Here is a 23,861-nt window from a genome sequence, read left to right as displayed (position 1 = left end):
ATCACTCCTTAATTTGGGAGTGATTTTAGCAACTTGTCCTTCACTTGTCAAACATAACGGGTGTAATATCCCCGGACAGCGAACGACAGGATGACGCGAGGCGTGAACCCCAAGCTGTCATTTGTACTGTTCGCCCCTCTGCATGTTCCCCAATGCGAAGCATGCCTAGATGCAGCATCATTTTGAGGATCCTGTTGTCATAAATCGTCTCTGCAGTGTCGTAATAGAACGGCTGAATGTAGGGACCAATCTGGCGGAACAAAGACTCTGCTGTGGACCAGCCGGCTGCACATTCCCCTGTCCAGTACACTATGGAGGACAGATTCGGAATAGCACCTTTATAAAGTCTTAACCAAAACCTAAATAGCTGTATCATCTCGGCTGTTTTCTCCGCCCCCAGCTTGTCTTCACCGGAAGCTGACAATTTCAGCATTCCCTGTTCCTCGCGGACCAGACGATGATGAAAGGCGTAGTCATAGATGAACGCAAATCGGTCGGGGTAGTCTTTGAAAGAACGCCCATAACCGAATCTCCATCCGGCTTTACCCACCAGCGCCTCACTCACATGCAAATGCTCCATAATCTGCTGCTGAGAACGACGGTACATCATACCTTCTGCGTTTAATGCTATTTCATGCTGCTGGACGAATTGCAGGAACAGTTTGAGATCATCAGCAAGCAGATGGTATTCATCCCTGTAAACGGGAGGCTCGCTCGTTTGTGCAATGCCTGCCTTCAGGTGCGTGGCTAACACATCCCTAAATCTCATTTGCAGATCCTTGGGCACCTGATACAGGTATCTGGTCTGTTGGGTTGTACCATTGAACAACCATCCACTCTTCGTGAAGCGTACGATAAGATCACGTGGGCTGGCTCCAGCCTCGCTATCTTTTTTATCCATCGACTGACGAGCAATGGCGACAAGTTCCTCCATACCGAAGTATTGGCGGGCGTCAAACAGCAAGTTGTTCAAAAATCGCAGATCTACCTGATTTAGTTCGCGAACCTGCTGCTCAAAAAAAGGTCTGCTGCCCAATGTAGTGAGAATACTCTGGATGAGTTCATGTTTGGAATTGGGCTTACACTCGCACTGGTAATAGTCTGCTATTCGATTAAGCTGGCCGATATCGGCAAAAGTAAGCATATCCGCTAGATTCATGGGTCCATCGCCTCGCCCTTGACTACTTTTTGGCTGATGCTTCGGGGCCTGGAGTAGTTTGGTTTTGTAAACATCGTTGACGGAATTCCTATGATCTAAACCTCTTTTTTGCAAATCTTTTATGTTTTAACCATACTATGCCCGAAGTTGCCTGCTCAGAAGAAGAATGAGAGGTTCAAAATCATATAGAAATTGAACTAAAGAATAGGTACACTTGCCACTCCAATGACAGAACAACCTTCTGATCACTGTTGTTCCCAGATTTTTTGGATTCCCTTTTTTCAAAGGGGAAAATCCGAGGATAAAGGCGAAGCGTATGCTTACGATGCAGTTTTCTTTCAGAAAGCTTTTAGCTCCGCTTCCTCAGGTTATTTCTGTCCTCTCCGTTCTCGTGTTAATGATTATTTCAATCTCTATAGAATGCAGTTACACATTGCTAAAACGCAAAAAAACAACCTGAGCGTCGATCACTCAGGTTGTTTTGCCAGATCCAATGAAAGGTGTCGTGTACAGTTATAAAGCAATGGACTCCAATCTTCACGTTCCTTTTCCAGGATCGTAAGCGACAGGTTTCCAATTCGTTCCGTATAGCGGTCTTTAAACAAAGCTGACAGCAGATTCGCAAGGAAGGCGCCATGAGAGACAATCAGCACATTTTTGTTCTGATACGTCTCCCACAAATCCTCCAGAAAGCCCAAAGCACGCGTCTGAATTTCAGCAATCTGTTCCTGGCCTAAATCCAGCGTCTCCCAGGAAGCGCCCCAGCGAGCAACACGCTCTTCGGAGGTCAGACCTTCAATTTGACCAAACGCCCGCTCCTTCAAGCGTGCATCCGGCTCCAGCAAAGGAACATTCAATAGCCCGGAGATAATCTCTCCCGTCTCCTGAGCCCTGGAAAGCCCGCTTGTAATGATGTGGTCCCAGCGGTACTCTTCGGTAAGCAAACGTCTACCCAGACGCTCAGCTTGCTCACGACCTTCCGTATTCAGAGGTATGTCTGTTTGTCCCTGAATACGTCCCGCTGCATTCCAGTCTGTTAGACCGTGACGAATAAGCCCAATTCGCATCTCATCCCTCATTTCTCTATACGGTGAACGAAAGCTTTACCTAAGCACGTGCACCTTGTTTGCGTTTGTTCGTTGTACGATGCATACGTCCAAGAGAGAACAAAGCCATACCTATTGCAAGCAACGACAACCCCATCCAGTATTGAGGATACGCTGGGCCCATGCTCACAACGAAGGGCTCAATAATACTTCCTCTGTCTGCTCCCGTCATGTTGTACTTGTACAATCCGGAGGAAGAGGGCTCACTGCCCGCTACCCCTGTCTCCAATATACCCGTAGAGACCACGCTGGTCTGCTCAGCTTCTGTTACGTCTGGCTTAAACATCGCCATGTACAAAAAGCTGCATAAGAAAATTGCCAGGAACGCAGCAATCCACAAAGACATATGCTTGCGGATCACAGCAGAGAAACGATTAACCTTTGCCTCTTCCGGCAATAGCCATGGAGACTCCGCATAGATCCGTTCCATAACATTACGGTTCACTTTCTCTGCCTGTTGTTCTGTCACTGGGACCGGTATGCTGTGCAGCAGAATTTGAGCTTCTTCCCAAACCTCAAATTGCTGCGAGCAATCTTCACAACCAGCGAGATGAGCATGAAATGCAATCCGCTGAGGATGAGCTTCCGGCAAGTCCCAGACCAGTGCAAACAGTTCCTGGGCTTCATTGCAATTCATCGGTTCTTCATCCCTTCATATGGCTCGTAGACCGGTTCGAAGAAATAAGGTTCCAATTGAGTTTTTACGCTTGACCTTGCTCTGAACAATAACGATTTCACAGAACTGACGCTCTGCCCAAGAATATTTGCAATCTCCTGGTAGTCTAGTTGATCATACTCACGGAGTATAATGGCAGAACGCTGCTTCTCCGGTAAATTGTTAATGGCATCCCTAACCAGCATCACCCGCTCACTGCGCAATACAGCATGCTCTGGCGCATTCTCAGAAGGAGCAACAGGTACAATACCGCTCTCTTCCAGTGGAACACTCCCACTACGCTGTTTGCGAAGCTCACTCAGTACCGTATTTCTCGCAATGGTATATAACCAGGTTGAGAACGAGGCATCCACCTCTCGGAATGAGTGCAGACTGCGGAACGCCTTATAGAAAGTCTCAGAACAGAGATCTTCCGCAAGCAGCTCCATATTAGAACTTTTCAACATATGATATACGAAAGCCAGTATTTTACGCTGATAACGACTCATCAGCTCGGAATATAACTCCAGGTTACCTTCCTTGATCTCTCGAATCAACTGGGAATCCGTCATTTGAGTGCGACCCCTCCTCGCCCATCCATGTGCTTCTCCCCGTTCGACTCTATCCATGTATTACCGAACAGGCACAAAAAAGTTGCGGTTTTCACCGCATAAAACAGCGTTCAGCGCCATAACAGGCCTTCCCGCCAAATTCCCCTATGTAATGGCAATTTCCCCAACGTTTCTACATTAACAGTGTTTATTGTACAACGGCCTGCATCATCCTGGCAAATCCATGGCATCCATTGAAGCCCGACCAGTCATTATTATGCAGCCATTTTCTCGTCCATGACTTCAATTTGATCCCTTTTGTGAAGCCACTCTTATATTGGACGAACGAAGACCCAAAAAAGTTTAAGTGAAAACGAAATAAATTTAAAATTTCAAAAGAATTTCGTTATAACATTTTTTTTAAAATGTACCAATCAACTTCACTTCACTTCACTTCACTTCACTTCACTTCACTTCACTTCACTTCACTTCACTTCACTTCACTTCACCAAGCATTCTCTAAGTTTTATACCCCTTTATGCAAGGATTATATTTCCTTAATTTACGAATGTTATAATTACTTTAAACAATTTTACTCAAAGTGTTGACAAAATGAAAACGTATACATATAATAAAAGTACAGTATGGTTTCTCTCCACTCCTATCCAATAACTGTATTGCTCCACGTGAGCAATGGCCGCTTATGTAAGCGGTCTTTTTTTTGCCCTTTTTTAGAACATGTCCTGTAACAGTTAGTTTTCAACATAAAAAAAGAGGGCTTTCGCCCCCTTTCAAAAGCCTAAACCCACACTTGATATCCCAGGGAATCCAGCAACGTTTTGGCACGTTCCATTTCTTCTTCCTGCCTGAACGACAAACGCATAATACCCGGCACATCGACTCGGTTCTCAATAATCTCCATGTTGCTTAAGTTAATATCATTCGCCCCAAGCTCGGTGGCAATCTTGCCGATCATCCCCGGCGCATCCTGCACATCCGTATAAAGATCAAACAACGACGATATCATGCCTTTCCGTCGTTCTGGCAGCACACTACGGAACTCACGTGCCTGACGGAACGCATCCTCAATGCCCTCACCATTCTGTTGCTCCAGCATTTCGGTGAAAGCCGTCATCTGGCTATTCCAGTCCTTAAGCAAGCCCAGCAGCACCTCACGGTTGCTCAGCAGGATATCTCTCCAGACAATGGCGTCACTGGAGGCAATCCGAGTGATATCCCGGAAACCGCCTGCAGCCAGCATTTTGTACAAAGGGTTCGATTCATTATATTCACGCACCTGGTTCACCAGCGCAACTGCAATAACATGTGGCAAATGACTAATCGCTCCCACAATGTCATCATGAAGCAGCGGCTCTACACGGACAATTTGGGCACGGGTATACGCAAGTAGGTCAGATAACCTGTCGTATGCTTCCTCAGGTACATGTTCTGAAGGGGTCAAGACATAGTATGCATTCTCGAATAACACAGCCGAGGCTGCATCCACCCCTGCACGCTCAGATCCAGCCATTGGATGACCGCCAATAAAGTATGCATCATGCATGCGGACATGCTCAGCACAGGCTGCGATGGACGCTTTGGTGCTTCCCACATCCGTAATAATACATCCTTGTTTCAGAGGAAGCTTAACCAATTGTTCAAAATAGGATTCAAGCAGCCCAACAGGTACGCACAAAAAAATAAAGTCGGCATCCTGCACCGCTTCCTCCAGAGAGAGCGTAGCATCATCCACTACCCCACTCGCTATGTACTTGTCCTTCAGTTCAGGCAGGTGAGCGTAGCCCATCACCGTAACACCAGGCTTGTCTTTGAAGCAAAGCGCCAGTGATCCGCCGATGAGCCCTACACCGATCATTGCAATTTTTAATTTCATGGGTCCTCACTCTTTTCATCGCCAGATTTAAAGGCGTGCTACCGCCTTCTCAGCCAGCGTGTTCTCCAGTGCCGTGACAAAAGCACGGTTCTGTTCTGTTGTACCAACGGACACACGAATGTATGTTGGATATACATGGAATCCAGGACGAACAATGATGCCTTGTTTCAACAGCGACTGGAACGCCGTTGCAGAAGGCATGTCCAGATCAACCATGATGAAGTTCCCCTGCGAAGGGAAGAACGGCAGCTCTAGCCGCGTGAATTCATTCTGCAGGTAATCACGCTCTATCGCATTTTTTTCCGCGCACACTTGGACAAAAGCCTGATCCTCAAGCGCAGCCTTCGCCGCAGCCTGACCGAAACGTGATGTGTTGAACGGTTCACGCACACGGTTGATCAGATCGATCACTTCCGGGCGTGCAATACCGTATCCAATACGCAGTGAAGCCAGGCCATAGATTTTGGAGAATGTCCGCAAAATGACCAGGTTAGGATAACGCTCAATCATAGAGACACTTTGTGGGTACGCCTCATCCGTTACAAACTCATAATAGGCTTCATCCAGCACAACCATAACATGGGATGGTACACGGTCCATAAATGCAGTCAATTCCTGCTCAGAGATGATTGTACCCGTTGGATTATTGGGGTTACAAACCCAGACCGCTTTGGTCTTGTCATTGATTTGTGCTAGCATGGCAGTCAGATCATGAGTTCCATCTTTAAGGGGTACTTCAATGCTCACAGCACCTTCGATATCAGCATTGCTTTTGTATACAGAGAACGTCTGGTCAGCCATGATGTTCTCATCTCCCGGGAGGAAAAATGCACGAGTGATCAGCGCAATGATTTCATCCGATCCACAACCAAAAATCAGATTACTCGGCTCCACACCGAGATGATTTGCCAGCACTTCAGTCAGTTCGGTAGAACTGCCATCCGGATATATGCTTACATTGACCAATTCTCTGGTGATCGCTTCAAGTGCGGCAGGAGAGCTTCCATATGGGTTTTCGTTGGAGGCCAGCTTGATCACTTGCTCCAAACCCAGTTCACGTTTCACTTCTTCAATCGGTTTGCCCGGTTTATATACAGGCAGATTGACAATCTGGGACTTTGGTTTCAACCCGACCGCCTCCTGTTTTTAAAATAGTTATGGACATGCATCAGTATGAACTGAGCATGCCCCAGGGATGTAACATCATTTAATCCCTATCCTTTTAATTGTGCCACAAAGTTGCGAATTTGCAACAGTCCTGCCTGACGAGTATCCGGGTTTCCAAGAAGAGGGATGGCTTCCTCCACCTGACGAACGATAGCACTGCCTACAACAACGCCGTCACAAATCCGGGAGAAACGCGCTACCTGCTCGTGACTGGAAATGCCGAAGCCAACAGCGACCGGAAGATCTGTCAGACTCTTTACAGTTTCAATGAAGCTCTCTACCCCATCGAAAAAGGAAGCTCTCTCTCCCGTAACACCCAGAGAAGAGACACAATAGATAAAACCACGTGCTCCCGTGACAATACGCTCGATTCTTGCGTTGGACGTAGGGGCTACGAGCGGAACCAGATGCACACCTGCAGCATCCGCACGGCGTCGCATATCCTCTGCTTCCTCAATCGGAAGATCCGGGATGATCATGCCGCTGATCTCATGTTTGACCAACTCGTCAAAAAACACATCCAGTCCTGTCTGCAATACCGGATTATAGTAGGTAAACAGCACAAAAGGTAGTTTCACACCCGCGGCACGAGCTCTTGCTGCGGTTTCCATACAAGTCCGAATCGTGATCTGACTTTTCAATGCACGCTCGGAAGCACGCTGGATTACTGGTCCATCCGCGAGCGGATCAGAATAGGGGACTCCGAGTTCCAAAATGTCCGCCCCGGCCTGTTCCAATTCCTTAATGATTTCCACCGTCGTATCCACATCCGGATCTCCAACCGTAAGGAATGGAATAAGTGCTGTACGGTTCTGTTCTTTCAGTTGCCGGAAGGTCTGGTCCATCAGGTTCATGCCAAGTCCCCTCCTGTATATTTCATAATCGATTCAACGTCTTTGTCACCACGACCGGAAAGACAGATCACAACGATATCATCAGCGCTGAGTTCAGGCGCAAGCTTGACGACCTGCGCAACAGCATGGGCTGACTCCAAGGCGGGGATAATGCCTTCTGTTCGGCTTAGCAACTGCAGAGCATCCAATGCCTCCTGATCCGTAATCGGGACATATTTTGCCCGTTCGATATCCTTGAGATAGGAATGCTCAGGACCAACACCCGGATAATCAAGTCCCGCCGAAATGGAATGGGCTGGCTGAACCTGTCCATATTCATCTTGCAGCAGATAACTCATTGAACCCTGGAATACACCATGTGTCCCCTTACTCATCGTAGCCGCATGGAACTCGGTGTCCACCCCTTTACCTGCTGCTTCAACCCCAATAAGCTTCACATCCTGATCGCCAATAAACGGATAGAACATGCCGATGGCATTACTTCCGCCGCCTACAGCTGCAACAATCACATCCGGCAGCCGTCCTTCAATCTCCTGAATCTGACGACGTGTCTCATCACCAATCACTCGCTGGAAGTTACGCACCATCATTGGATACGGATGAGGGCCTACTACCGATCCAAGCACGTAAAAGGTATCCTCCACATGACTAACCCAGTAGCGCAGCGCCTCGTTACCTGCATCTTTCAATGTCCGTGTACCAGATGTCACCGGAATGACTTCTGCTCCTAGCAGCTTCATGCGAAATACGTTCAATTGTTGTCGTTGTGTATCTTCTTCGCCCATAAACACTTTGCATTCAAGACCCAGCAAAGCAGCAACTGTTGCCGTGGCGACGCCATGCTGACCTGCACCGGTTTCGGCAATGACTTTCTTTTTCCCCATCCGTTTAGCCAGCAATCCCTGTCCAATAGCGTTATTGATCTTGTGCGCTCCTGTATGGTTCAGGTCTTCACGTTTCAGATAAATTTTGGGTCCACCCAAGCGGCGGGACAGTTGCTCTGCATGGTATAGAGGCGTTTCCCGTCCAGAATACTCGCTTAACAGATAATTCAGTTCCTTATTGAATTCCTCGTCTTCGGAGAAGTGGCTGTACGCTTCCTCCAGTTCGATCAGAGCGTTCATTAGTGTCTCAGGTACAAAGCGGCCTCCGAAGGGACCGAAACGCCCGTGTTGATCCGGCAATTGATGTGTCATGCCTGCTTCACCCTTTCTACAAATGCTGTTATTTTCGCAATGTCTTTCACACCTTCGGACTCTACGCCGCTGGATACATCGACGCCGTCCGGTGCATATGTCTGTATCAGTTGTTGCACATTATCTGGCTGTAACCCTCCTGCCACGAACAACGCGATTCCATGTTTTCTTGCCCATTCGGCATAGAAAGGAATTCGTTCCCATGCAAAGGTTTTACCGGAGCCCCCACCGTAGAGAGGATCAAACGTATCGAGCAATATGGCGTCCACCACATTTTTATATGGATCAAGTGCCATCAAGGCAGTATCGTCAGCTAATGAACCTGTTTCATCCTTGGGAAAAGAGAAGGCCTTGAACACTTCGGTCCCGAAGCGTTTCTTCACCTGTTCACAAAATTCCGGCGATTCCTGTCCATGGAGCTGAATGACATCCAGGAGTGAAATCTTCATGATGCTCTCCAGCTCTTCGAGCGTGGGATTCACGAAAACACCTGCCAGCTTCGGCCGATCGAACTTCGTCCAGTCCAAGAGAACCATTCTTAGCTCGGCACCCTGTTCAGGTGTAATACGACGACGGGATGGGGCAAAGACAACACCAATGTAATCCACAGGCAAGTTTATCATCGATTTTAGCACTTCAACGTCCTGAAGTCCACATATTTTTACAGCCGCTGCCGGCCGGTTTCTCAGATCTACCTCTCTGCTGCTTGCGCCGTCATGATTGAATGCATTCATGCTTTTGGTCCCATCAGTTCGTATACCGCAGCCTCAACATCGTCCTTACGCATCAGATGCTCCCCAACAAGAATACCGTGTACACCTGCCTCAATAAGAGATTCCAATGGCTGAGGGCCGTCAATTCCACTTTCGCTGATTAATGTCACACCATCCGGTATCAGGTCCATCAAATCCAGCGTAGTGTTCAGACTGGTTTCGAACGTTTTCAGATTGCGGTTGTTGATACCTACAAGTGTTGCCTGCGGAATATCGAGTACTTGCTCCAGTTCGGAACGGTCATGAACTTCAATTAAGGCATCAAGCCCCAAACTTTTGGCAAACGTCAGATATTGACGCATCTGTTCCGGTGTCAGAATACTCGCAATCAGCAAAACGGCATCCGCGCCAAGCAGCCTTGCCTCGGCAATCTGTCGTTCATCTATAATAAAATCCTTACGCAGCAGCGGGATGTTCACAGCCTGATGAATGGCCTGCAAATATTCGCTATTTCCCTGGAAATAAGAAACGTCAGTCAATACCGATATACAATCCGCTCCAGCCCGTTCATATGCAGAAGCAATCTCTACCGGATGGAAATCAGGACGAATCAGTCCTTTGGACGGAGATGCCTTCTTCACTTCGGCAATCAACCCCAGCTTACGGTTACGTCTCTCTGATAAGGCACGCTCGAATCCACGCGTATGAGGTAATGCCTCTATCTTTTTCAGTGCATCGTCCATCTGAAATGTTTGTGCGAGAACTTCAACTTCTTTATGTTTGGTTGCTACGATTCGATCAAGATACATGACTGTACGCCTCCGTTGTATGAATTAACTGTTCCAACTTCTTGGTAGCCTTGCCAGAGTCTACAGCTTCTGTCGCCATCAACACACCTTCTGCAATGGTATTTGCTAGACCGGATACATAGATGCATGCCCCGGCATTTAACAGCACGACATCGCGGTATGCGCTTCGTTCTCCCTGGAAGATCCTTTTAATAATTTCGGCATTCTGAGCCGCATCTCCTCCAAGAACCGATTCCAGTGGATGTAACGATAATCCCATATCACGTGGATCAATGTCATACGTATGCACTTCACCATTACGCAGCTCGGATACCTGGGTCGGTGCGGAGATGCTGATTTCATCCAAACCATCATGGCTGGCTACGACCAAAGCTCTTTTCAGTCCCAGACGATTCAGCACTTCTGCAATCATCGGTGTCCGGCTACGGTCATATAAACCAAGCAATTGTCGATCCGCTCCCGCAGGGTTAGTTAACGGTCCAAGCATATTAAAGATTGTACGTACACCCAGCTCTTTTCTTGGTGCAGCTGCATGTTTCATGGAAGGATGATACACCTGAGCAAAACAGAAACAGATTCCGATCTCATCGAGACATTGTCTCGCCTGCTCTCCGTCCAGATGAATATTCACGCCCAATGCTTCAAGTACATCCGCACTGCCTGCCTTACCTGAGGCAGAGCGATTGCCATGCTTCGCGACCCGGACAGACACTGCAGAAGCAATGATAGCCGATGCCGTTGAAATGTTGAACTTATGAATACCCGAACCCCCTGTTCCACAGGTGTCCAGCAGTCCATTGCCGTCAGTCAGAATCCTTCCGCCCTGCCCACGCATGGCTTCGGCAAAACCCGTGATTTCATCCACCGTTTCCCCCTTCATCCGCAAGCCCATAAGCAAACCTCCGATTTGAGCCGGAGTGGCTTCACCTCTCATGATGGAGTACATCAAATCGCGTGCTTCCGCTTGCTCCAGATGGCTGCCCTCCAAAATTTTGGCAAGGCCATTCTTCATGGCTTCCGCATGACTAACTTCAGTTGCGAATCGCTCGGATTCTTCATTCATGACTGGGTTCATATTCATTTCCGGTCTCTCCTCTCTCAGTTTTGTGCAGCCGTGGCTGGGGTAACAAAATAATCGGCGTTGGCAAGTTTCAACGTGTGATCCTTCTCTTTGGCTGGAAACATCGCTTCTGCTGTACGAATCGCCTTCAGCAACGCTTTGGCTTTATTTACGGTTTCTTCATATTCATTCTCAGGCACCGAATCCCATACGATTCCAGCTCCAGCCTGCACATACGCTTTTCCTTTTTTGAAAATAATCGTTCGGATCGTAATACAAGAGTCCATGTTTCCCGAGAAACCAAGATAACCGATAGCACCTGCGTAAGCACCCCGTGCTTCTTTTTCCAGTTCTGCGATGATCTCCATCGCACGCAGCTTCGGCGCACCGGATACCGTCCCCGCTGGCAAGCATGAAAGAAATGCATCAAAGAAATCCTTGTCATCTCTAAGCTCACCTGTAACGTTAGACACCATGTGCATGACGTGAGAATATCGTTCAATTTCCATGAACATGTCACATTTCACACTTCCGAAGGTAGATACACGTCCCAGATCATTACGTCCCAAATCGACAAGCATCAGATGTTCTGCACGTTCCTTCTCATCCTGCAATAGATCTGCGGCCAAGGCACGATCTTCTGCTTCCGTAGCTCCTCTTGGGCGAGTCCCCGCAATTGGTCGTGTCTCTACGCGGTTTCCATCCACTTTTACCAACGCTTCCGGTGATGTCCCAACAATAATCTCATCGTCCATTTTCAGATAATACATGTAGGGTGATGGATTCAACGTCCGAAGTACGCGATATACGTGCAGCGGAGAAACTTCGGTATCAATATGGAAACGCTGGGATAATACCACTTGAAAAATATCTCCTGCCCGAATGTACTCTTTGGCCTGCTCTACATTCCCGATAAACTGTTCCTTCGTCAGATTGGATCGAATATCCCCCAGATCCACGTCTCCTGGAATGGAACGCGGGTTCAGGTTCTCCCCAGGTCCTTGCTGCTGCAAGCGTTCAGCGGCTTGTTCCAGCTTCTCAGAAGTTAAAGCATACGCTTGGCGGATATCATCATCCGTTGCACCGTCTTTCACGTGCACATTGCCCACGAGTAGCATCTGCTGCTTCACATGGTCAAACACGATAATCTGGTCACAGAACATGAATCGAATATCATCCATTTTCAGATCATCCAGCGCGTGGGCCGGGAGCTTTTCATAATATTGCAGCAGATCGTATCCAAAGAAACCAATCGCCCCACCTGTAAATGGCGGGAGTTCATCATCCTTCGGACTGCGATACTTACGCAGCAGCGCTTTGAGTTCTTCAATCGGTTTGCCTGGAAGCTCTCGAATCTGTCCCGCTTCTTCTACCACAATCCGGCCTTTTTTGGCCGAGATCATCAGGAACGGATCTGTACCGATGAAGGAATATCTCGCCCATTGAATACCACCCTCCACACTTTCCAGCAGAAATGCCCGGTCGTTGTCAGCATAACGGCGAAAAATCCGAATCGGGGTCTCCATGTCTGCCAGAATCCGTTTGACTACCGGAATCAGATTATATTCATTCGACATTTTCAGTACTTGATTAACGTTTGGCGTTATCATTAGATCACGTCCTTTCAGATTAGGTAGAAGAAAAAGTAATATATACAACAAAAAAACCTCTACCATCAGGTAGAGGTTTGGTTATAAGCTGTTTCAACAAGTTGTTGCTTCATAAATAACACGTCCCTATACATACATCCTTACCGAATTATCACACAGGTTGTTGTATAGATGCATCATACATCCATCAAATACAAAGGAAATGTATCGGCATACACGAATCTCATCCATGGCATTCATTCTTTCATAAAACCATGAGGATATCGGTCGTGTTATACCAAAACAAAACGATGTCGCTAGACACGCTTGCTTTCCTTCATCCTGTATCAAATAATCCCGTAGCACGACGTACCGCGAGTCAGTTGACCGGCTTCTGTTGCTCCGGTTACCACCCGCTGGACTCTGCTATATACTCCACTCAGCTCAGCTGCTCTCAGCTCAATCTCTTCTCTACTCAACTGGTTCTCACTATACAACATTCCGAATGGTTTGACAACCATTCTAATCTTACGAATTGGAAGGTGCAGCCAAATCAGGCCGTAGAGACTGTGCACCGTTTAGATACACATGGTTGATTTCATTCTGACCTTTTGCTGTATTAACGTGTACCATAAAACGAATGCACTGTGGCAAGGCACCTTCAACTGGAACTTCCAGCGCACACATCAAGGGAACAAGCTCCCAGCCATCCAACTGTCGAATGGCCTTTGCCGGGAAAGCTGCATCCAGATCTCCAGTCATCGTAATCCACACACTGCAAATATCTTCGGGTGTGATCTCGTTACGATCCACGATTTCCTGCAATAGTACAGCCGTTTCTTTCAAAATATGCTCTTCGTTGTTATGCGTGACCGTTGTGGCCCCGCGAATTCCCCGAGTAACCATGCTTTTAATCTCCCTTCTTAAGTAATTCAATGACCTCACGCACTGCTGTTACCGGTACATCCTTCACAATTCTGGCAGCGCCGATCCGGTCAGGAATAATGAAGACCATATGACCCTCACGAAACTTTTTGTCGTGCATCATCGCATCCATTAATGCATCCGTATCCAGATGTTCGGGCATCGTCACCGGTAGCCGCAGTGAACGCAGCATACGAACCGTATCGTCATATAGCCCTGCTGGGGCTCCCAATTTCTCGCCAAGCAATGCGGAGCCCGCCATACCAATCGAGATGGCTTCACCATGCAGGAATTCGCCGTAACCGGCAATCGCTTCAATGGCATGACCAATGGTATGACCCAGGTTTAACAATGCACGTTCACCATTCTCACGTTCGTCTCGAGATACAATCTCTGCCTTGATACTACAGCCACGTTCCAAACCATATTCCAGAGCTTCAGGATCAAGAGCGAGCAGATCCTCTGCATGCTCCTCACACCAATATGCAAAAGCTTCGTCCCGAATCAGTCCATGCTTCAGCATCTCTGACAAACCAGCCGAGACATCGCGGGGCGGCAAAGATTGGAGCGTATCCACATCATAGAGCACCAGCTCTGGCTGATGGAATGCACCGATCATATTTTTAGCCAGCGGATGATTGACAGCCACCTTGCCGCCAACACTGCTGTCATGCGCGAGGATCGTCGTAGGCACTTGTACAAACTTGATTCCACGCATATATGTAGCTGCGACAAAGCCAGCCAGATCCCCCACTACACCGCCGCCTAGAGCAACAATAGCCGAGCTACGATCCAGTTTGCCTTCAATGGCGATAGTCATCATATCCTGATATACCGAAAGGGATTTCGATGTTTCACCAGATGGAACAACTGCGGAGACGACTGTAAAACCAGCCGTACGCAGCGTTTGCTCCAGATCGGTCAAGTATTTGGGGGCTACATGCTCATCAGTAATAATGAGTAGCGGGCTTTTTTTGGTTAAGCCATATTGCTCAAAATATTGAGGCGCTTGAGCCAACAGGCCGCTGCCAATCAGAATTGGATAAGAGCGCTCCTCCAACTGCACTGTCAGCTGGCGCATCTTAGTAATTCTCCAGTTGATTATTGTAGTTGGCAAAGTTCGCGCGGATTTCCTCCATGGAGTCTCCGCCAAATTTCTCAAGGAAAGCTTTTGCAATTTCCCAGGCTACTACATGCTCCATAACGACACTAGCTGCCGGAACAGCACATGCATCAGAACGCTCAACCTGAGCTGTAAATGCTTCTTTGGTATCGATATCCACACTTTGAAGCGGTTTGTACAACGTAGGAATAGGTTTCATAACCCCACGCACTACGACAGGCATGCCGTTCGTCATTCCACCCTCGAATCCGCCCAGACGGTTGGTAGCTCGGTGGTAACCACGCTCTTCACTATGAACGATCTCATCATGCACCTGAGAACCACGAATCGTTCCGGCTTCGAACCCGATTCCAATTTCCACACCCTTGAATGCGTTAATGGACATGACACCCTGTGCAATTCGTGCATCCAGTTTGCGGTCATATTGTACGTGGCTCCCGAGACCTACAGGCACACCCTCAACGATACATTCCACGATTCCACCGATGGAGTCACCTTCCTGCTTGATCTGGTCGATGTAGGCTTCCATCTTCTTCTCGGTTTCTGCATCGGTCACACGTACGGAGGAGGCTTCTGTCACTGCGATCAGTTCATCGATCGGCAGATCTTGATAAGGAGCTTCAATTTCTCCGATACGCAATACACGTCCAGCGACTTTGATTCCGAATTCAGCCAGGAATTGACGTGCAATAGCACCACAAGCTACACGCACCGTCGTTTCACGGGCACTGGAACGTTCCAGTACATTACGCAAATCTTTCAGGTTATATTTGAGTCCGCCATTCAGATCGGCATGGCCTGGACGCGGACGATGAACGCGGCGTTTCTCTTCGTCACTGCCTTCAATCGGCTCAATATTCATAATATTCTGCCAGTGTTTCCAGTCATTATTTTGTACAACCAGGGCTACGGGAGCACCCGTTGTATATCCGTGACGGATACCACCAACGAAATTGGCTTGATCCTTCTCAATTTGCATGCGACGTCCACGACCATAGCCTTTTTGGCGGCGGTGAAGCTGAAAATTCAGCTCTTCAAAGTCAATATTCAGATTGCTTGGCAAGCCTTCAATAATTGCGGTTAATTGGGGTCCGTGCGTCTCCCCTGCGGTTAAATAGCGTAAACTCATAATACGTTCCCCCTTTAAACTGTTAAACTTCACATTGCTAAAATCCCATAATTTCTTTGCTTATTATAGTATAGCTGACCGGCTTTGACAAGAAAGCCAGTCGTTTGTTGTCCTAAAATGGATTGGACTCGATTGGGGATTGATTGAGATTCCGACGTGTCAGAGAAATATCCATTCATCCATTATGAAAATAACCGTCTGGACACATATACATGTGCGCACCAGACGGTTATGAAATCAATTGAACTTATTTTTTGCGATAAAAGAATGTTTCTGCTGTCTCGAGGCCATATTGTCCAGGGGAAAAAATCTGTTCCGTACTGCCTACGAACAAAATACCACCTGGACGCAAACTGGTTGCAAACTTGTGATACAACAGGTTTTTGGCTTCCTCGGTAAAATAGATCATGACATTTCGGCACACAATCAGATCATACCCCTCGTCAAAACGATCCAACAACAGATTTTGCTTCATGAATTTGACCGAGCTTTTCAATTGTTCATCAATACGATACACCAAGCCATCCTGCTTGAAGTAACGGTTAGCCGTATCCTTCGGTACATCTTTGAGCGAGCGTTCCATATAACGCCCTTCCTTAGCTTTGGCGAGAGCACCTTCATCCAGGTCACTTGCCGTAATGGAGCTTCCCTTGAGAATGCCCATCGTATCCAGGATCATCGCCAAAGTGTATGGTTCTTCGCCTGTGGAACAAGCGGCACTCCACACTTTAACACCGCGTTTAGAACCCAGCAAATCGGGCAGGATTTCATCACGCAGCACCTCCCATCGATTCGGGTTACGCCAAAATTCCGAGACGTTAATGGTCATCCGATCCAGAAACTCAAAGAACAGGGACTTGTCCTTCTGCATGGCATCAAAAAAGTTAGAAAACGTATGAAATCCGTTTTTGTTACGAAGTGTGGTCAGCCTTCTTTTCATCTGGCCTTCCTTGTATTGAGCAAGATCAATGCCTGTGCTCTCTTTAATTTTCCGAATAAATCCGGAATAATCCGGGTCTAGTAATTGTTCCTGCTCCAGCATCGTATCACCCTTCTGGCTAAAAAATTACAACCAGGCTGCGATGCTCTTGTCGTACGTTACCAGCTCATCCGGAGCAAAGAAGTTTGCTGCTTCACGAGAGGCACTTTCCGGTGAATCTGCCCCATGAATCAGATTATGCGGTGTGTGGCTGGCGAAATCTCCGCGAATCGTACCCGGAGCCGCTTCCTTCACATTGGTTTTCCCGATGACGATGCGCGCAAGCGCCACGATGTCGTCGCCTTCCCACACCATAGCAAATACAGGTCCAGATGTGATAAAACGAACCAAATCATCGAAGAACGGTTTCCCCTCATGTTCAGCATAATGGCGTTTGGCCTGATCTTCAGACATCTGCACCAGCTTGCCTGCCACCAACTTAAATCCTTTGTCTTCCAGACGGCTAACGATACGCCCTATCAAACCACGCTGCACACCATCCGGCTTCACCATCAAAAATGTACGATCCATCGGCTCACTCCTCACTCACGGTTCAAAGTTATTTCATTATGTAAACGTAATCTCTTTGATTGTAACATACATGTCCAAATCCTCCCAATGAGGAATATCACACGAACGTTAATTTTTAGTGAGAACATATACACAAGGACCTTCTTCATTCATAAAAGATGCCCCGTCCATATTAGAGTGTGATCAAACATATTAATGCGTACGTTTGACCACAAAATGAGCGATATCCCGCAGGTTTTTGGTGGTCTTGATGTTAGGCAGTTGATCCAGAGCATCGAGCGCTTTCTTCATATATCGGTCAGCCAGGGCTTCTGCTTTAGCAATTCCTTGACTTTGGCGAATCATTCCTATTGCATCCGATGCACTCGCCCGTCCCTCCTCGTGTTGGATGCGGGTTATCTCCTCCAACAAAGGTTCACGCAAATTGGTCTCCTGCAATGCATACAGGACAGGCAGCGTAATATTCCCCTGCTTCATATCACTGCCTGGAGGCTTGCCCAGTTGTTTCTCGGTACCAACCAGATCAAGTACATCGTCCTGAATCTGGAACGCCATACCCACATTGTAACCGTAGGTGTACAGCAACGAAGATTCATGTTCCGGTGCACGTGTAGCCAAAGCCCCCAACTGGCAACTCACTGCAATTAGAAGAGCCGTTTTGCGACGAATTCGCAAGAGATAGTTACGTACACTTTGTCCTGTATTGAAAAAGTCACGAATTTGTTCCATCTCACCGATGGACATCTGCACCATCGCTTTGGCCAGAATACGGTGTATCGCCGGATCGGACAGACCCGCAGTCATTTCAAGTGCCTTGCCGTAAATATAATCTCCGGTGTACATGGCAATCCGATTATCCCATTTGGACTTCACGGTTGGTTTACCTCGCCGTGTCGCGGCATTGTCAATAACATCATCGTGAACCAGAGAAGCCGAATGAATCAGTTCCAAGGGAACCGCTACAAGCTTCAGACGTTCAATGTCGTATGTACCGAATTTCCCACCGAGTAACACAAATACCGGCCGCAACCGCTTACCTCCTGCCTTTAGCAGGTGAAGTGACGTTTCGCTCAGCAGCTTCTGTTCTCCCTGAACACTGCGATAGAGCTCTTTTTCAATGTAGTCCATGTCTTTTTTTAACAACCCGAAAATATCCAATAGTTTCATTCGTTCACCCGTGTCAGCGTATTGTCAGTCCATAAATCCATGCTTACCTTCCCCTCCAGCAAGTCGGGCCTGCAGGCATAACGAAAAACCAGGGCTTGCCTTTCCTGCTTGTATTCTTCTAAGACGTGCTGCTTTCTTTGAATGTCAAGGACGACATCCGGGAATTAAACTCTGCGACTTGTTCTGAAACATAATTACAGAAGCTGCCGGAGCATGGGTCAAGGCTGTGGTCACATCCAAACATCACCATCAGCGCTCACCAATACCCCGGGATTCAGGGATGGTCAAGAAATCCCTACACTTCATCAGCAGATCAATGTGTAAGGAACTCCACCTATCCCCGTTCATCCGGTTCTCCCCACCTTGTAAACAGTTGATGTGGGATGCGCAGGCTATCGAGCACTTTACCCACCAGGAATAGAATCAACTCGTCCATCGTCTGGGGTTTGTAATAAAAAGCGGGCATGGCCGGTATCATTCGGACACCGAGCCTGGAGAGCTTCAGCATATTCTCCAGATGGATTGCATGCAGCGGCGTCTCGCGCGGCACCAGAATCAGTGTTCTTCCCTCTTTCATCATGACATCGGCAGCCCGGGACATCAGATTGTCCGACGTCCCTTGTGCGATGGATGAAAGAGTACCCATGGAGCATGGCATGATAATCATGCCTTCGGCCAGGAAAGAACCACTTGCGATGGAGGCACCAATATCACTAACGGGATGATAGATCAGGGAACCCGCCCGACCGCTGAATTTTTCTTCCAGTACACGGTCCCGGTTCGTAACATCCCAGTCCATTTCTTCTTTCAATACACGCCAGCCAGCATTGGATATGACCAAATGCACGGTGTATTCTAGGTCAAGCAGCGTTTCTATTAATCTGATGCCATATATACTTCCACTGGCCCCGGTAATTCCGACAACAAGTCGTTTATTGTCCGGTTGCTGCATCTTTATTTCACCGCCAGATCAATTAAAGTAAACGTAAATACAACTAGGCTCAGCACACTGTTCATCGTGAAGAACGCAGTTTGTACTCGGCTCATGTCATTTGGTGATACGATATAGTGCTCATAGAAAAGAATACCATAAGTAATCAGCATCCCTGCACCATACCACCAGCTCAGATCTGTCATCAGTAACAATGCTAGAAAACCAACCGCTGTAATCACGTGAAAAACCTTGGCAATCTGCAATGATTTGTTAAGACCGAAACGGGAAGGTATAGAATGAAGGCCCTCTCCCTGATCAAACTCCAGATCCTGACATGCATAGATGATATCAAAGCCAGCAGTCCAGAACACAATCGTAACGTACAGCACAACTGCTGTCCAATCCATCGTACCCGTTACAGCTACCCAACCGCCCAGCGGAGCCAGACCGATAGTCATCCCAAGAACGATGTGGCATAGCCAAGTGAAACGTTTGGTATATGAATATAATACCAGCATAAATACAGCTATTGGCAACAGCTGCATGGATAACACATTAAGGTTGGATGAGGCCCAGAACAAGAGTACAAATGACAATACGATAAAGATTACAACCTCACCGTTTTTCAACAAACCAGCCGGAATTGCTCTCATCGCGGTACGTGGATTTTTCTTGTCTATCGCCTGGTCAATCATACGGTTCAAGCCAAAAGCTGCGCTCCGTGCACCAATCATGGCCAGTAGTACCCATACAATCTGCATCCAGGTCGGGAATGTATCATTTACTACCATGGAACCGAGGATGGCTCCCATAAATGCAAAAGGTAAAGCAAAAAGCGTATGTTCAATCTTGATCATTTCTAAAAAGATGCGAATTTTCCTAAACATGCTGATTCTCCTTGGTTCCAATATGCAGTGCCGCGATGCCTCCGGTTAGAGGATAGGCCTGCACTTGCTGCAATCCGGTTTCTGCGAAAATGTCGGCCAGTTCCTTCCTTCCTGGAAAAAGTGCCAGTGAGTCAGGCAGCCATTTATACTGCTCGTAACGTTTGGCAAACAATTTGGCAAGGTTCGGTAACACTTGTTCAAAATAAAAATAATAAATGCCTTTAAACGGTTGCCATGTTGGTTTGGACAATTCCAGACACACCACCATGCCGCCCGGTTTCACTACACGCTTCATCTCCGACAGAACCTGTCTTAGATCCGGTACATTACGCAGTCCAAATCCAATGGTGACATAATCAAATGAATTGTCTTCAAAAGGAAGTGACATCGCATTGCCCTGTACCAGCGTGATTTGTTTTTGTCGATTTACAGCGTTAACCTTGGTTTGTCCAACCTCCAGCATATTGCTGCTGAAATCGAGTCCGTGCATGTGACCCGTTTCACTTGCTTCTGCCATCGCGAGCGTCCAGTCACAAGTGCCGCAGCACAAATCGAGCCCGGTATCGCCTTTGGACATATTCATCTTCTTCATGGTGAATTTACGCCAAGCTTTGTGCCTGCGGAAACTCAAAATGTCATTCATGACATCATATTTCCCAGCTATACTCTGAAAAACCGAATGGACAAATTCTTCTTTCGGTTTGGTCTCTCCGCTCCCCATTCGTCTGTCTCCCCCTCAATCTTCCCTAACTGCCGCATGTGAAGGCTGCAAATACGTCAGGTAAGGCTCCAGGATTGCATCGAACTCATCCAGGCCCAGTTGATCTTCCTCGTCTTGCAGCAACAGTTGTATACGGCGTGTACATTCACGAAGCTTGTCCAGCAACAAATCGCCAATCCGATACTTCAGCACCATGCCGCTCCATGCTCTTGCATCCGGCTCGGGCTGGCGCAGCAAATTCCGCTCGTCATCATTGCCGTACTCGTATATATGCCAGAAGGCATAACTGTGATAAAAGTTCTGTTCGTCATTCATCCGCCGCAGCTCTTCCATAATCGCTTCGCAGCAGCTGAATTCGGCCAGCAGGTTGTTCCATAACGACGCTTCGTTATCGCGGATCATGCCTGTAAAAGAAAGAAACAGCTGCATCTTCAGCTGTATTGTTTCACGCAAGTATTCTTCAGCCGAAACGAGAAGCTTTTTCATCCGTTCATACAGCGTCATTTTGCGTGCATTCACTTCGGATACAGCACCACTAAGTTTGCCGATCATTTCAATTTTGCCTGCATGGGCAAGCAACTGATAGAAACGGCTACTGAAATAATCTCCGGCAAGCACGTTCAGCTGGCGTGAGCGCATCTCCAGTTCTCTACGCTCTCCAGAGATCGTATCGATTCGATCATGCGTATCCATGGCCAACTGAACGAGCGAGGTTGCGAGAGCGTATAGCTCATCATGCACCTTTTCGTCTGTGCGGCCCACAAATACCTGCAGCAGACGAGCCCGGCTATCCGGAAATGATGGGATTTCCGTATGTTGTCGAATCATGTCGTAATCCGTATATTTCTTTGCTAGTTGGGGTACGCGATATGAATTCATTCTCAGCCTCCGAGCATTTGCATTGTTAAACCTTTTCTGCACTACAATCTTATATATTATAGCATATGTTTATCGGGCACGCACTGAATCCTGCTATTCTATTACCCCTGACTTGACATTTCGAATTGCTTCTTCCAAAGTTCGGTCTCCATCATGTGAAACCAGTCTTTCAATTCATCGGAGAGGATCGGGCTTTTCCAGTCTCGAAGCGTTTCGATCGCATACATCGGCCACTCCCCACGCCGAATATCGGCAGCGAGCAGCAAATGCCTTTTATGAAGCCATTCATCCTCAGCCATTACACGCAGCATCACCTGGTCCACGTTATCCAGGCTTCGAAAGCCAAGATCAGCCACAGCAGCCATATTACCATAGATTTCGGTGTAACTTGTGTCGGTTCCGGTAACCTTCAGGTCAAGCGTCAAAATGGATCGTTTCCATTCCACTCTGGCAATCGGTGTGGACAGTTTTAAGGTACTCAGCACGTCCACCAGAGTGTCTTCCGTTAGCTGGACTGGATGCCTCGCGGCAGAAACGGGTTGTACGTTTTCACCGCCCAAGGTACGCATATGTAAGGTTTGTATGGCAACAAGCAGAAGGACCGCCGCAACCGTTGCCAGCAGTGAAGCAGTCACGATCATCCGCGGTTTCATAAATGCCTCCCTGCCCTTACCTGTTAGTGTAGTCTGTCCGGTAAAGGCTCATACCTCATTGTACAATGAAAAAAAGCAGGCTATGCCTGCAATTTTCATTATTCCGACTGAATCTGTCCATGCTTGGTGATCAGCGTGGCTTTTCCACGGATTTTAATGGCGGAAGTATGATTGGTAAATTGGGCAAACATGACTTCTCCCTTATCCAACTTCTCCGTATGGTGGAAACGGGTATCCTGACCTCGGGTTAAGCCAATGACCTGGACACCATTTTCTTCCGCCTTAATGACGATATAATCACTGCCGGTTGGATGATCCATCACGCACATCCCCTCTCCTTGTTCAATAGCGTTAATGATGATAAAGATTGTTTCATTTGTCAACCAGCCCTTATATGAATAGAGCGCAATAATCTGTTACCGCCGGGTCATACTACAAGTTATCCAGCCACAGAAAGGAGAGTCACGTTGAAGTACACCCCCGCAGACCTGACAGACGAGCATATTCACCAGTTAAAGGAAATTGAACAGCATCTGTCTTCAGCTGCCGGAGAAGAACTCATTCTGATCGCCTATGCACAGCAGCCGGATGAGCCAGAGCCTTTGGACAGCAGGAAGAAAGATGATTAAAGGACAAAAGAAAAGGCCGTGAACAAGTCACGGTCTTTTTGTCGACATATGGAATATGTAGAAATCTTATTTAATTCCGTCTTTGAGCGCTTTACCTGGTTTGAATGCAGGAATTTTGCTCGCAGGAATTTCGATTTCTTCACCTGTTTGCGGGTTGCGTCCTTTACGTGCAGAGCGCTCGCGAACTTCGAAGTTCCCAAAACCAACCAATTGTACTTTGTCTCCGCTTTGAAGAGCCTCAGAGATTGCTTCGAATACGGCATCAACCGCTTTCGTTACATCCTTTTTGGACAATTCAGTCGCTTCGGACACGTGTGTAATCAAGTCTGATTTGTTCATTTGTTTTTCACCTCCTGAATCAATGTCCTGAATGTTATACTGTGTTTCCGTTTTATAGCGAAATATACGTTCATACACAAAAAATCTACGTACATCTTGAGCGTGATGAACACAAATCTCGGCCTGCGGTCAACAGTCATTTTCGGCAGAATGTCGCCTGAAACCAAGGGTGTTCCAGACGCCGAACAAATTTTATACTAATACAGACAGCAC

27 protein-coding genes are annotated in these 23,861 nt (G+C 47.5%); 1 reads left to right on the top strand and 26 read right to left on the bottom strand.

What is annotated here, in order from left to right:
- Positions 1-40 precede the first annotated feature (40 nt).
- From QP794_RS30175 to mtrB, 25 genes are all read right to left on the bottom strand, one after another.
- Positions 41-1,159 (bottom strand): hypothetical protein, encoded by a 1,119-nt coding sequence (locus QP794_RS30175; protein WP_024630645.1) that lies wholly within the window; start codon positions 1,157-1,159, stop codon positions 41-43.
- Between the two features lie 467 nt (positions 1,160-1,626).
- Entirely contained in the window at positions 1,627-2,226 is a 600-nt protein-coding gene (locus QP794_RS30170) for a histidine phosphatase family protein (RefSeq protein WP_285080443.1), read from the bottom strand.
- A gap of 40 nt (positions 2,227-2,266) precedes the next feature.
- A complete protein-coding gene (locus QP794_RS30165; protein WP_079349405.1) occupies positions 2,267-2,902 on the bottom strand; it encodes an anti-sigma factor family protein in 636 nt (211 codons plus the stop codon).
- Positions 2,899-3,492, bottom strand: a complete 594-nt coding sequence (locus QP794_RS30160) for an RNA polymerase sigma factor (protein ID WP_053780698.1) — start codon at positions 3,490-3,492, stop codon at positions 2,899-2,901. The genes QP794_RS30165 and QP794_RS30160 overlap by 4 nt, the downstream gene beginning before the upstream one ends.
- Before the next feature lie 778 nt (positions 3,493-4,270).
- Positions 4,271-5,365, bottom strand: coding sequence for a prephenate dehydrogenase (locus QP794_RS30155; RefSeq protein ID WP_285080440.1), 1,095 nt, complete (start codon positions 5,363-5,365; stop codon positions 4,271-4,273).
- Positions 5,366-5,392: 27 nt separating this feature from the next.
- A complete protein-coding gene (hisC, locus tag QP794_RS30150; protein WP_285080437.1) occupies positions 5,393-6,493 on the bottom strand; it encodes a histidinol-phosphate transaminase in 1,101 nt (366 codons plus the stop codon).
- 86 nt (positions 6,494-6,579) lie between these two features.
- On the bottom strand, positions 6,580-7,386 hold the full coding sequence (trpA, locus tag QP794_RS30145) for a tryptophan synthase subunit alpha (RefSeq protein ID WP_024630651.1): 807 nt from the start codon (positions 7,384-7,386) through the stop codon (positions 6,580-6,582).
- Positions 7,383-8,582 (bottom strand): tryptophan synthase subunit beta, encoded by a 1,200-nt coding sequence (gene trpB, locus QP794_RS30140; RefSeq protein ID WP_285080433.1) that lies wholly within the window; start codon positions 8,580-8,582, stop codon positions 7,383-7,385. Before trpB ends, trpA begins: the two co-directional genes overlap by 4 nt.
- A complete protein-coding gene (locus QP794_RS30135) occupies positions 8,579-9,316 on the bottom strand; it encodes a phosphoribosylanthranilate isomerase (RefSeq protein WP_285080431.1) in 738 nt (245 codons plus the stop codon). The genes trpB and QP794_RS30135 overlap by 4 nt, the downstream gene beginning before the upstream one ends.
- Positions 9,313-10,104 (bottom strand): indole-3-glycerol phosphate synthase TrpC, encoded by a 792-nt coding sequence (gene trpC, locus QP794_RS30130; protein WP_285080430.1) that lies wholly within the window; start codon positions 10,102-10,104, stop codon positions 9,313-9,315. The genes QP794_RS30135 and trpC overlap by 4 nt, the downstream gene beginning before the upstream one ends.
- On the bottom strand, positions 10,094-11,167 hold the full coding sequence (gene trpD / locus QP794_RS30125) for an anthranilate phosphoribosyltransferase (RefSeq protein ID WP_285080537.1): 1,074 nt from the start codon (positions 11,165-11,167) through the stop codon (positions 10,094-10,096). Before trpD ends, trpC begins: the two co-directional genes overlap by 11 nt.
- 35 nt (positions 11,168-11,202) lie before the next feature.
- Complete coding sequence (gene trpE, locus QP794_RS30120) at positions 11,203-12,774, bottom strand: anthranilate synthase component I (RefSeq protein ID WP_285080428.1); 1,572 nt, start codon at positions 12,772-12,774, stop codon at positions 11,203-11,205.
- Positions 12,775-13,100: 326 nt separating this feature from the next.
- A complete protein-coding gene (locus QP794_RS30115) occupies positions 13,101-13,253 on the bottom strand; it encodes a hypothetical protein (RefSeq protein WP_285080426.1) in 153 nt (50 codons plus the stop codon).
- Between the two features lie 28 nt (positions 13,254-13,281).
- Positions 13,282-13,659, bottom strand: coding sequence for a chorismate mutase (gene aroH / locus QP794_RS30110; protein ID WP_024630657.1), 378 nt, complete (start codon positions 13,657-13,659; stop codon positions 13,282-13,284).
- A gap of 4 nt (positions 13,660-13,663) precedes the next feature.
- On the bottom strand, positions 13,664-14,758 hold the full coding sequence (gene aroB, locus QP794_RS30105) for a 3-dehydroquinate synthase (RefSeq protein ID WP_285080425.1): 1,095 nt from the start codon (positions 14,756-14,758) through the stop codon (positions 13,664-13,666).
- Between the two features lies 1 nt (position 14,759).
- Positions 14,760-15,929, bottom strand: a complete 1,170-nt coding sequence (gene aroC, locus QP794_RS30100; RefSeq protein WP_094938624.1) for a chorismate synthase — start codon at positions 15,927-15,929, stop codon at positions 14,760-14,762.
- Positions 15,930-16,176: 247 nt separating this feature from the next.
- Positions 16,177-16,971, bottom strand: a complete 795-nt coding sequence (locus tag QP794_RS30095; RefSeq protein WP_285080422.1) for a CheR family methyltransferase — start codon at positions 16,969-16,971, stop codon at positions 16,177-16,179.
- 24 nt (positions 16,972-16,995) lie between these two features.
- Positions 16,996-17,439 carry a nucleoside-diphosphate kinase gene (ndk, locus tag QP794_RS30090; RefSeq protein ID WP_024630661.1) on the bottom strand — a complete coding sequence of 148 codons (444 nt, stop codon included), beginning with the start codon at positions 17,437-17,439 and terminating at the stop codon, positions 16,996-16,998.
- 192 nt (positions 17,440-17,631) lie between these two features.
- A complete protein-coding gene (locus QP794_RS30085) occupies positions 17,632-18,606 on the bottom strand; it encodes a polyprenyl synthetase family protein (RefSeq protein ID WP_024630662.1) in 975 nt (324 codons plus the stop codon).
- A gap of 334 nt (positions 18,607-18,940) precedes the next feature.
- A complete protein-coding gene (locus QP794_RS30080) occupies positions 18,941-19,558 on the bottom strand; it encodes a UbiX family flavin prenyltransferase (RefSeq protein WP_094938626.1) in 618 nt (205 codons plus the stop codon).
- Between the two features lie 2 nt (positions 19,559-19,560).
- A complete protein-coding gene (locus QP794_RS30075; RefSeq protein ID WP_024630665.1) occupies positions 19,561-20,427 on the bottom strand; it encodes a UbiA-like polyprenyltransferase in 867 nt (288 codons plus the stop codon).
- The gene (locus tag QP794_RS30070; protein WP_024630666.1) at positions 20,420-21,148 is read right to left on the bottom strand and encodes a demethylmenaquinone methyltransferase; all 729 of its coding nucleotides are present in this window, start codon (positions 21,146-21,148) and stop codon (positions 20,420-20,422) included. The genes QP794_RS30075 and QP794_RS30070 overlap by 8 nt, the downstream gene beginning before the upstream one ends.
- A gap of 15 nt (positions 21,149-21,163) precedes the next feature.
- Positions 21,164-22,027, bottom strand: coding sequence for a heptaprenyl diphosphate synthase component 1 (locus QP794_RS30065; RefSeq protein ID WP_079349419.1), 864 nt, complete (start codon positions 22,025-22,027; stop codon positions 21,164-21,166).
- Positions 22,028-22,128: 101 nt separating this feature from the next.
- Positions 22,129-22,680, bottom strand: coding sequence for a hypothetical protein (locus tag QP794_RS30060; RefSeq protein WP_285080416.1), 552 nt, complete (start codon positions 22,678-22,680; stop codon positions 22,129-22,131).
- Positions 22,681-22,778: 98 nt separating this feature from the next.
- Positions 22,779-23,000: a trp RNA-binding attenuation protein MtrB gene (mtrB, locus tag QP794_RS30055; protein WP_024630669.1), complete on the bottom strand. Its 222-nt coding sequence runs from the start codon at positions 22,998-23,000 to the stop codon at positions 22,779-22,781.
- Positions 23,001-23,147: 147 nt separating this feature from the next.
- Here mtrB and QP794_RS30050 point away from each other — a divergent pair, with 147 nt between their 5' ends.
- Positions 23,148-23,309 (top strand): hypothetical protein, encoded by a 162-nt coding sequence (locus tag QP794_RS30050; protein ID WP_161634208.1) that lies wholly within the window; start codon positions 23,148-23,150, stop codon positions 23,307-23,309.
- A gap of 66 nt (positions 23,310-23,375) precedes the next feature.
- Here QP794_RS30050 and QP794_RS30045 read toward each other — a convergent pair whose 3' ends face one another.
- Positions 23,376-23,648, bottom strand: a complete 273-nt coding sequence (locus QP794_RS30045; protein WP_024630670.1) for an HU family DNA-binding protein — start codon at positions 23,646-23,648, stop codon at positions 23,376-23,378.
- Positions 23,649-23,861 lie beyond the last annotated feature (213 nt).

Origin of the sequence: Paenibacillus sp. UMB7766-LJ446, from assembly GCF_030226665.1 — a bacterium.
GTDB classification, from domain to species: Bacteria; Bacillota; Bacilli; order Paenibacillales; family Paenibacillaceae; genus Paenibacillus; species Paenibacillus vandeheii.
The sequence above is the reverse complement of the archived record's forward strand: the minus strand, read 5'-3'. Positions and strand labels throughout refer to the sequence as shown.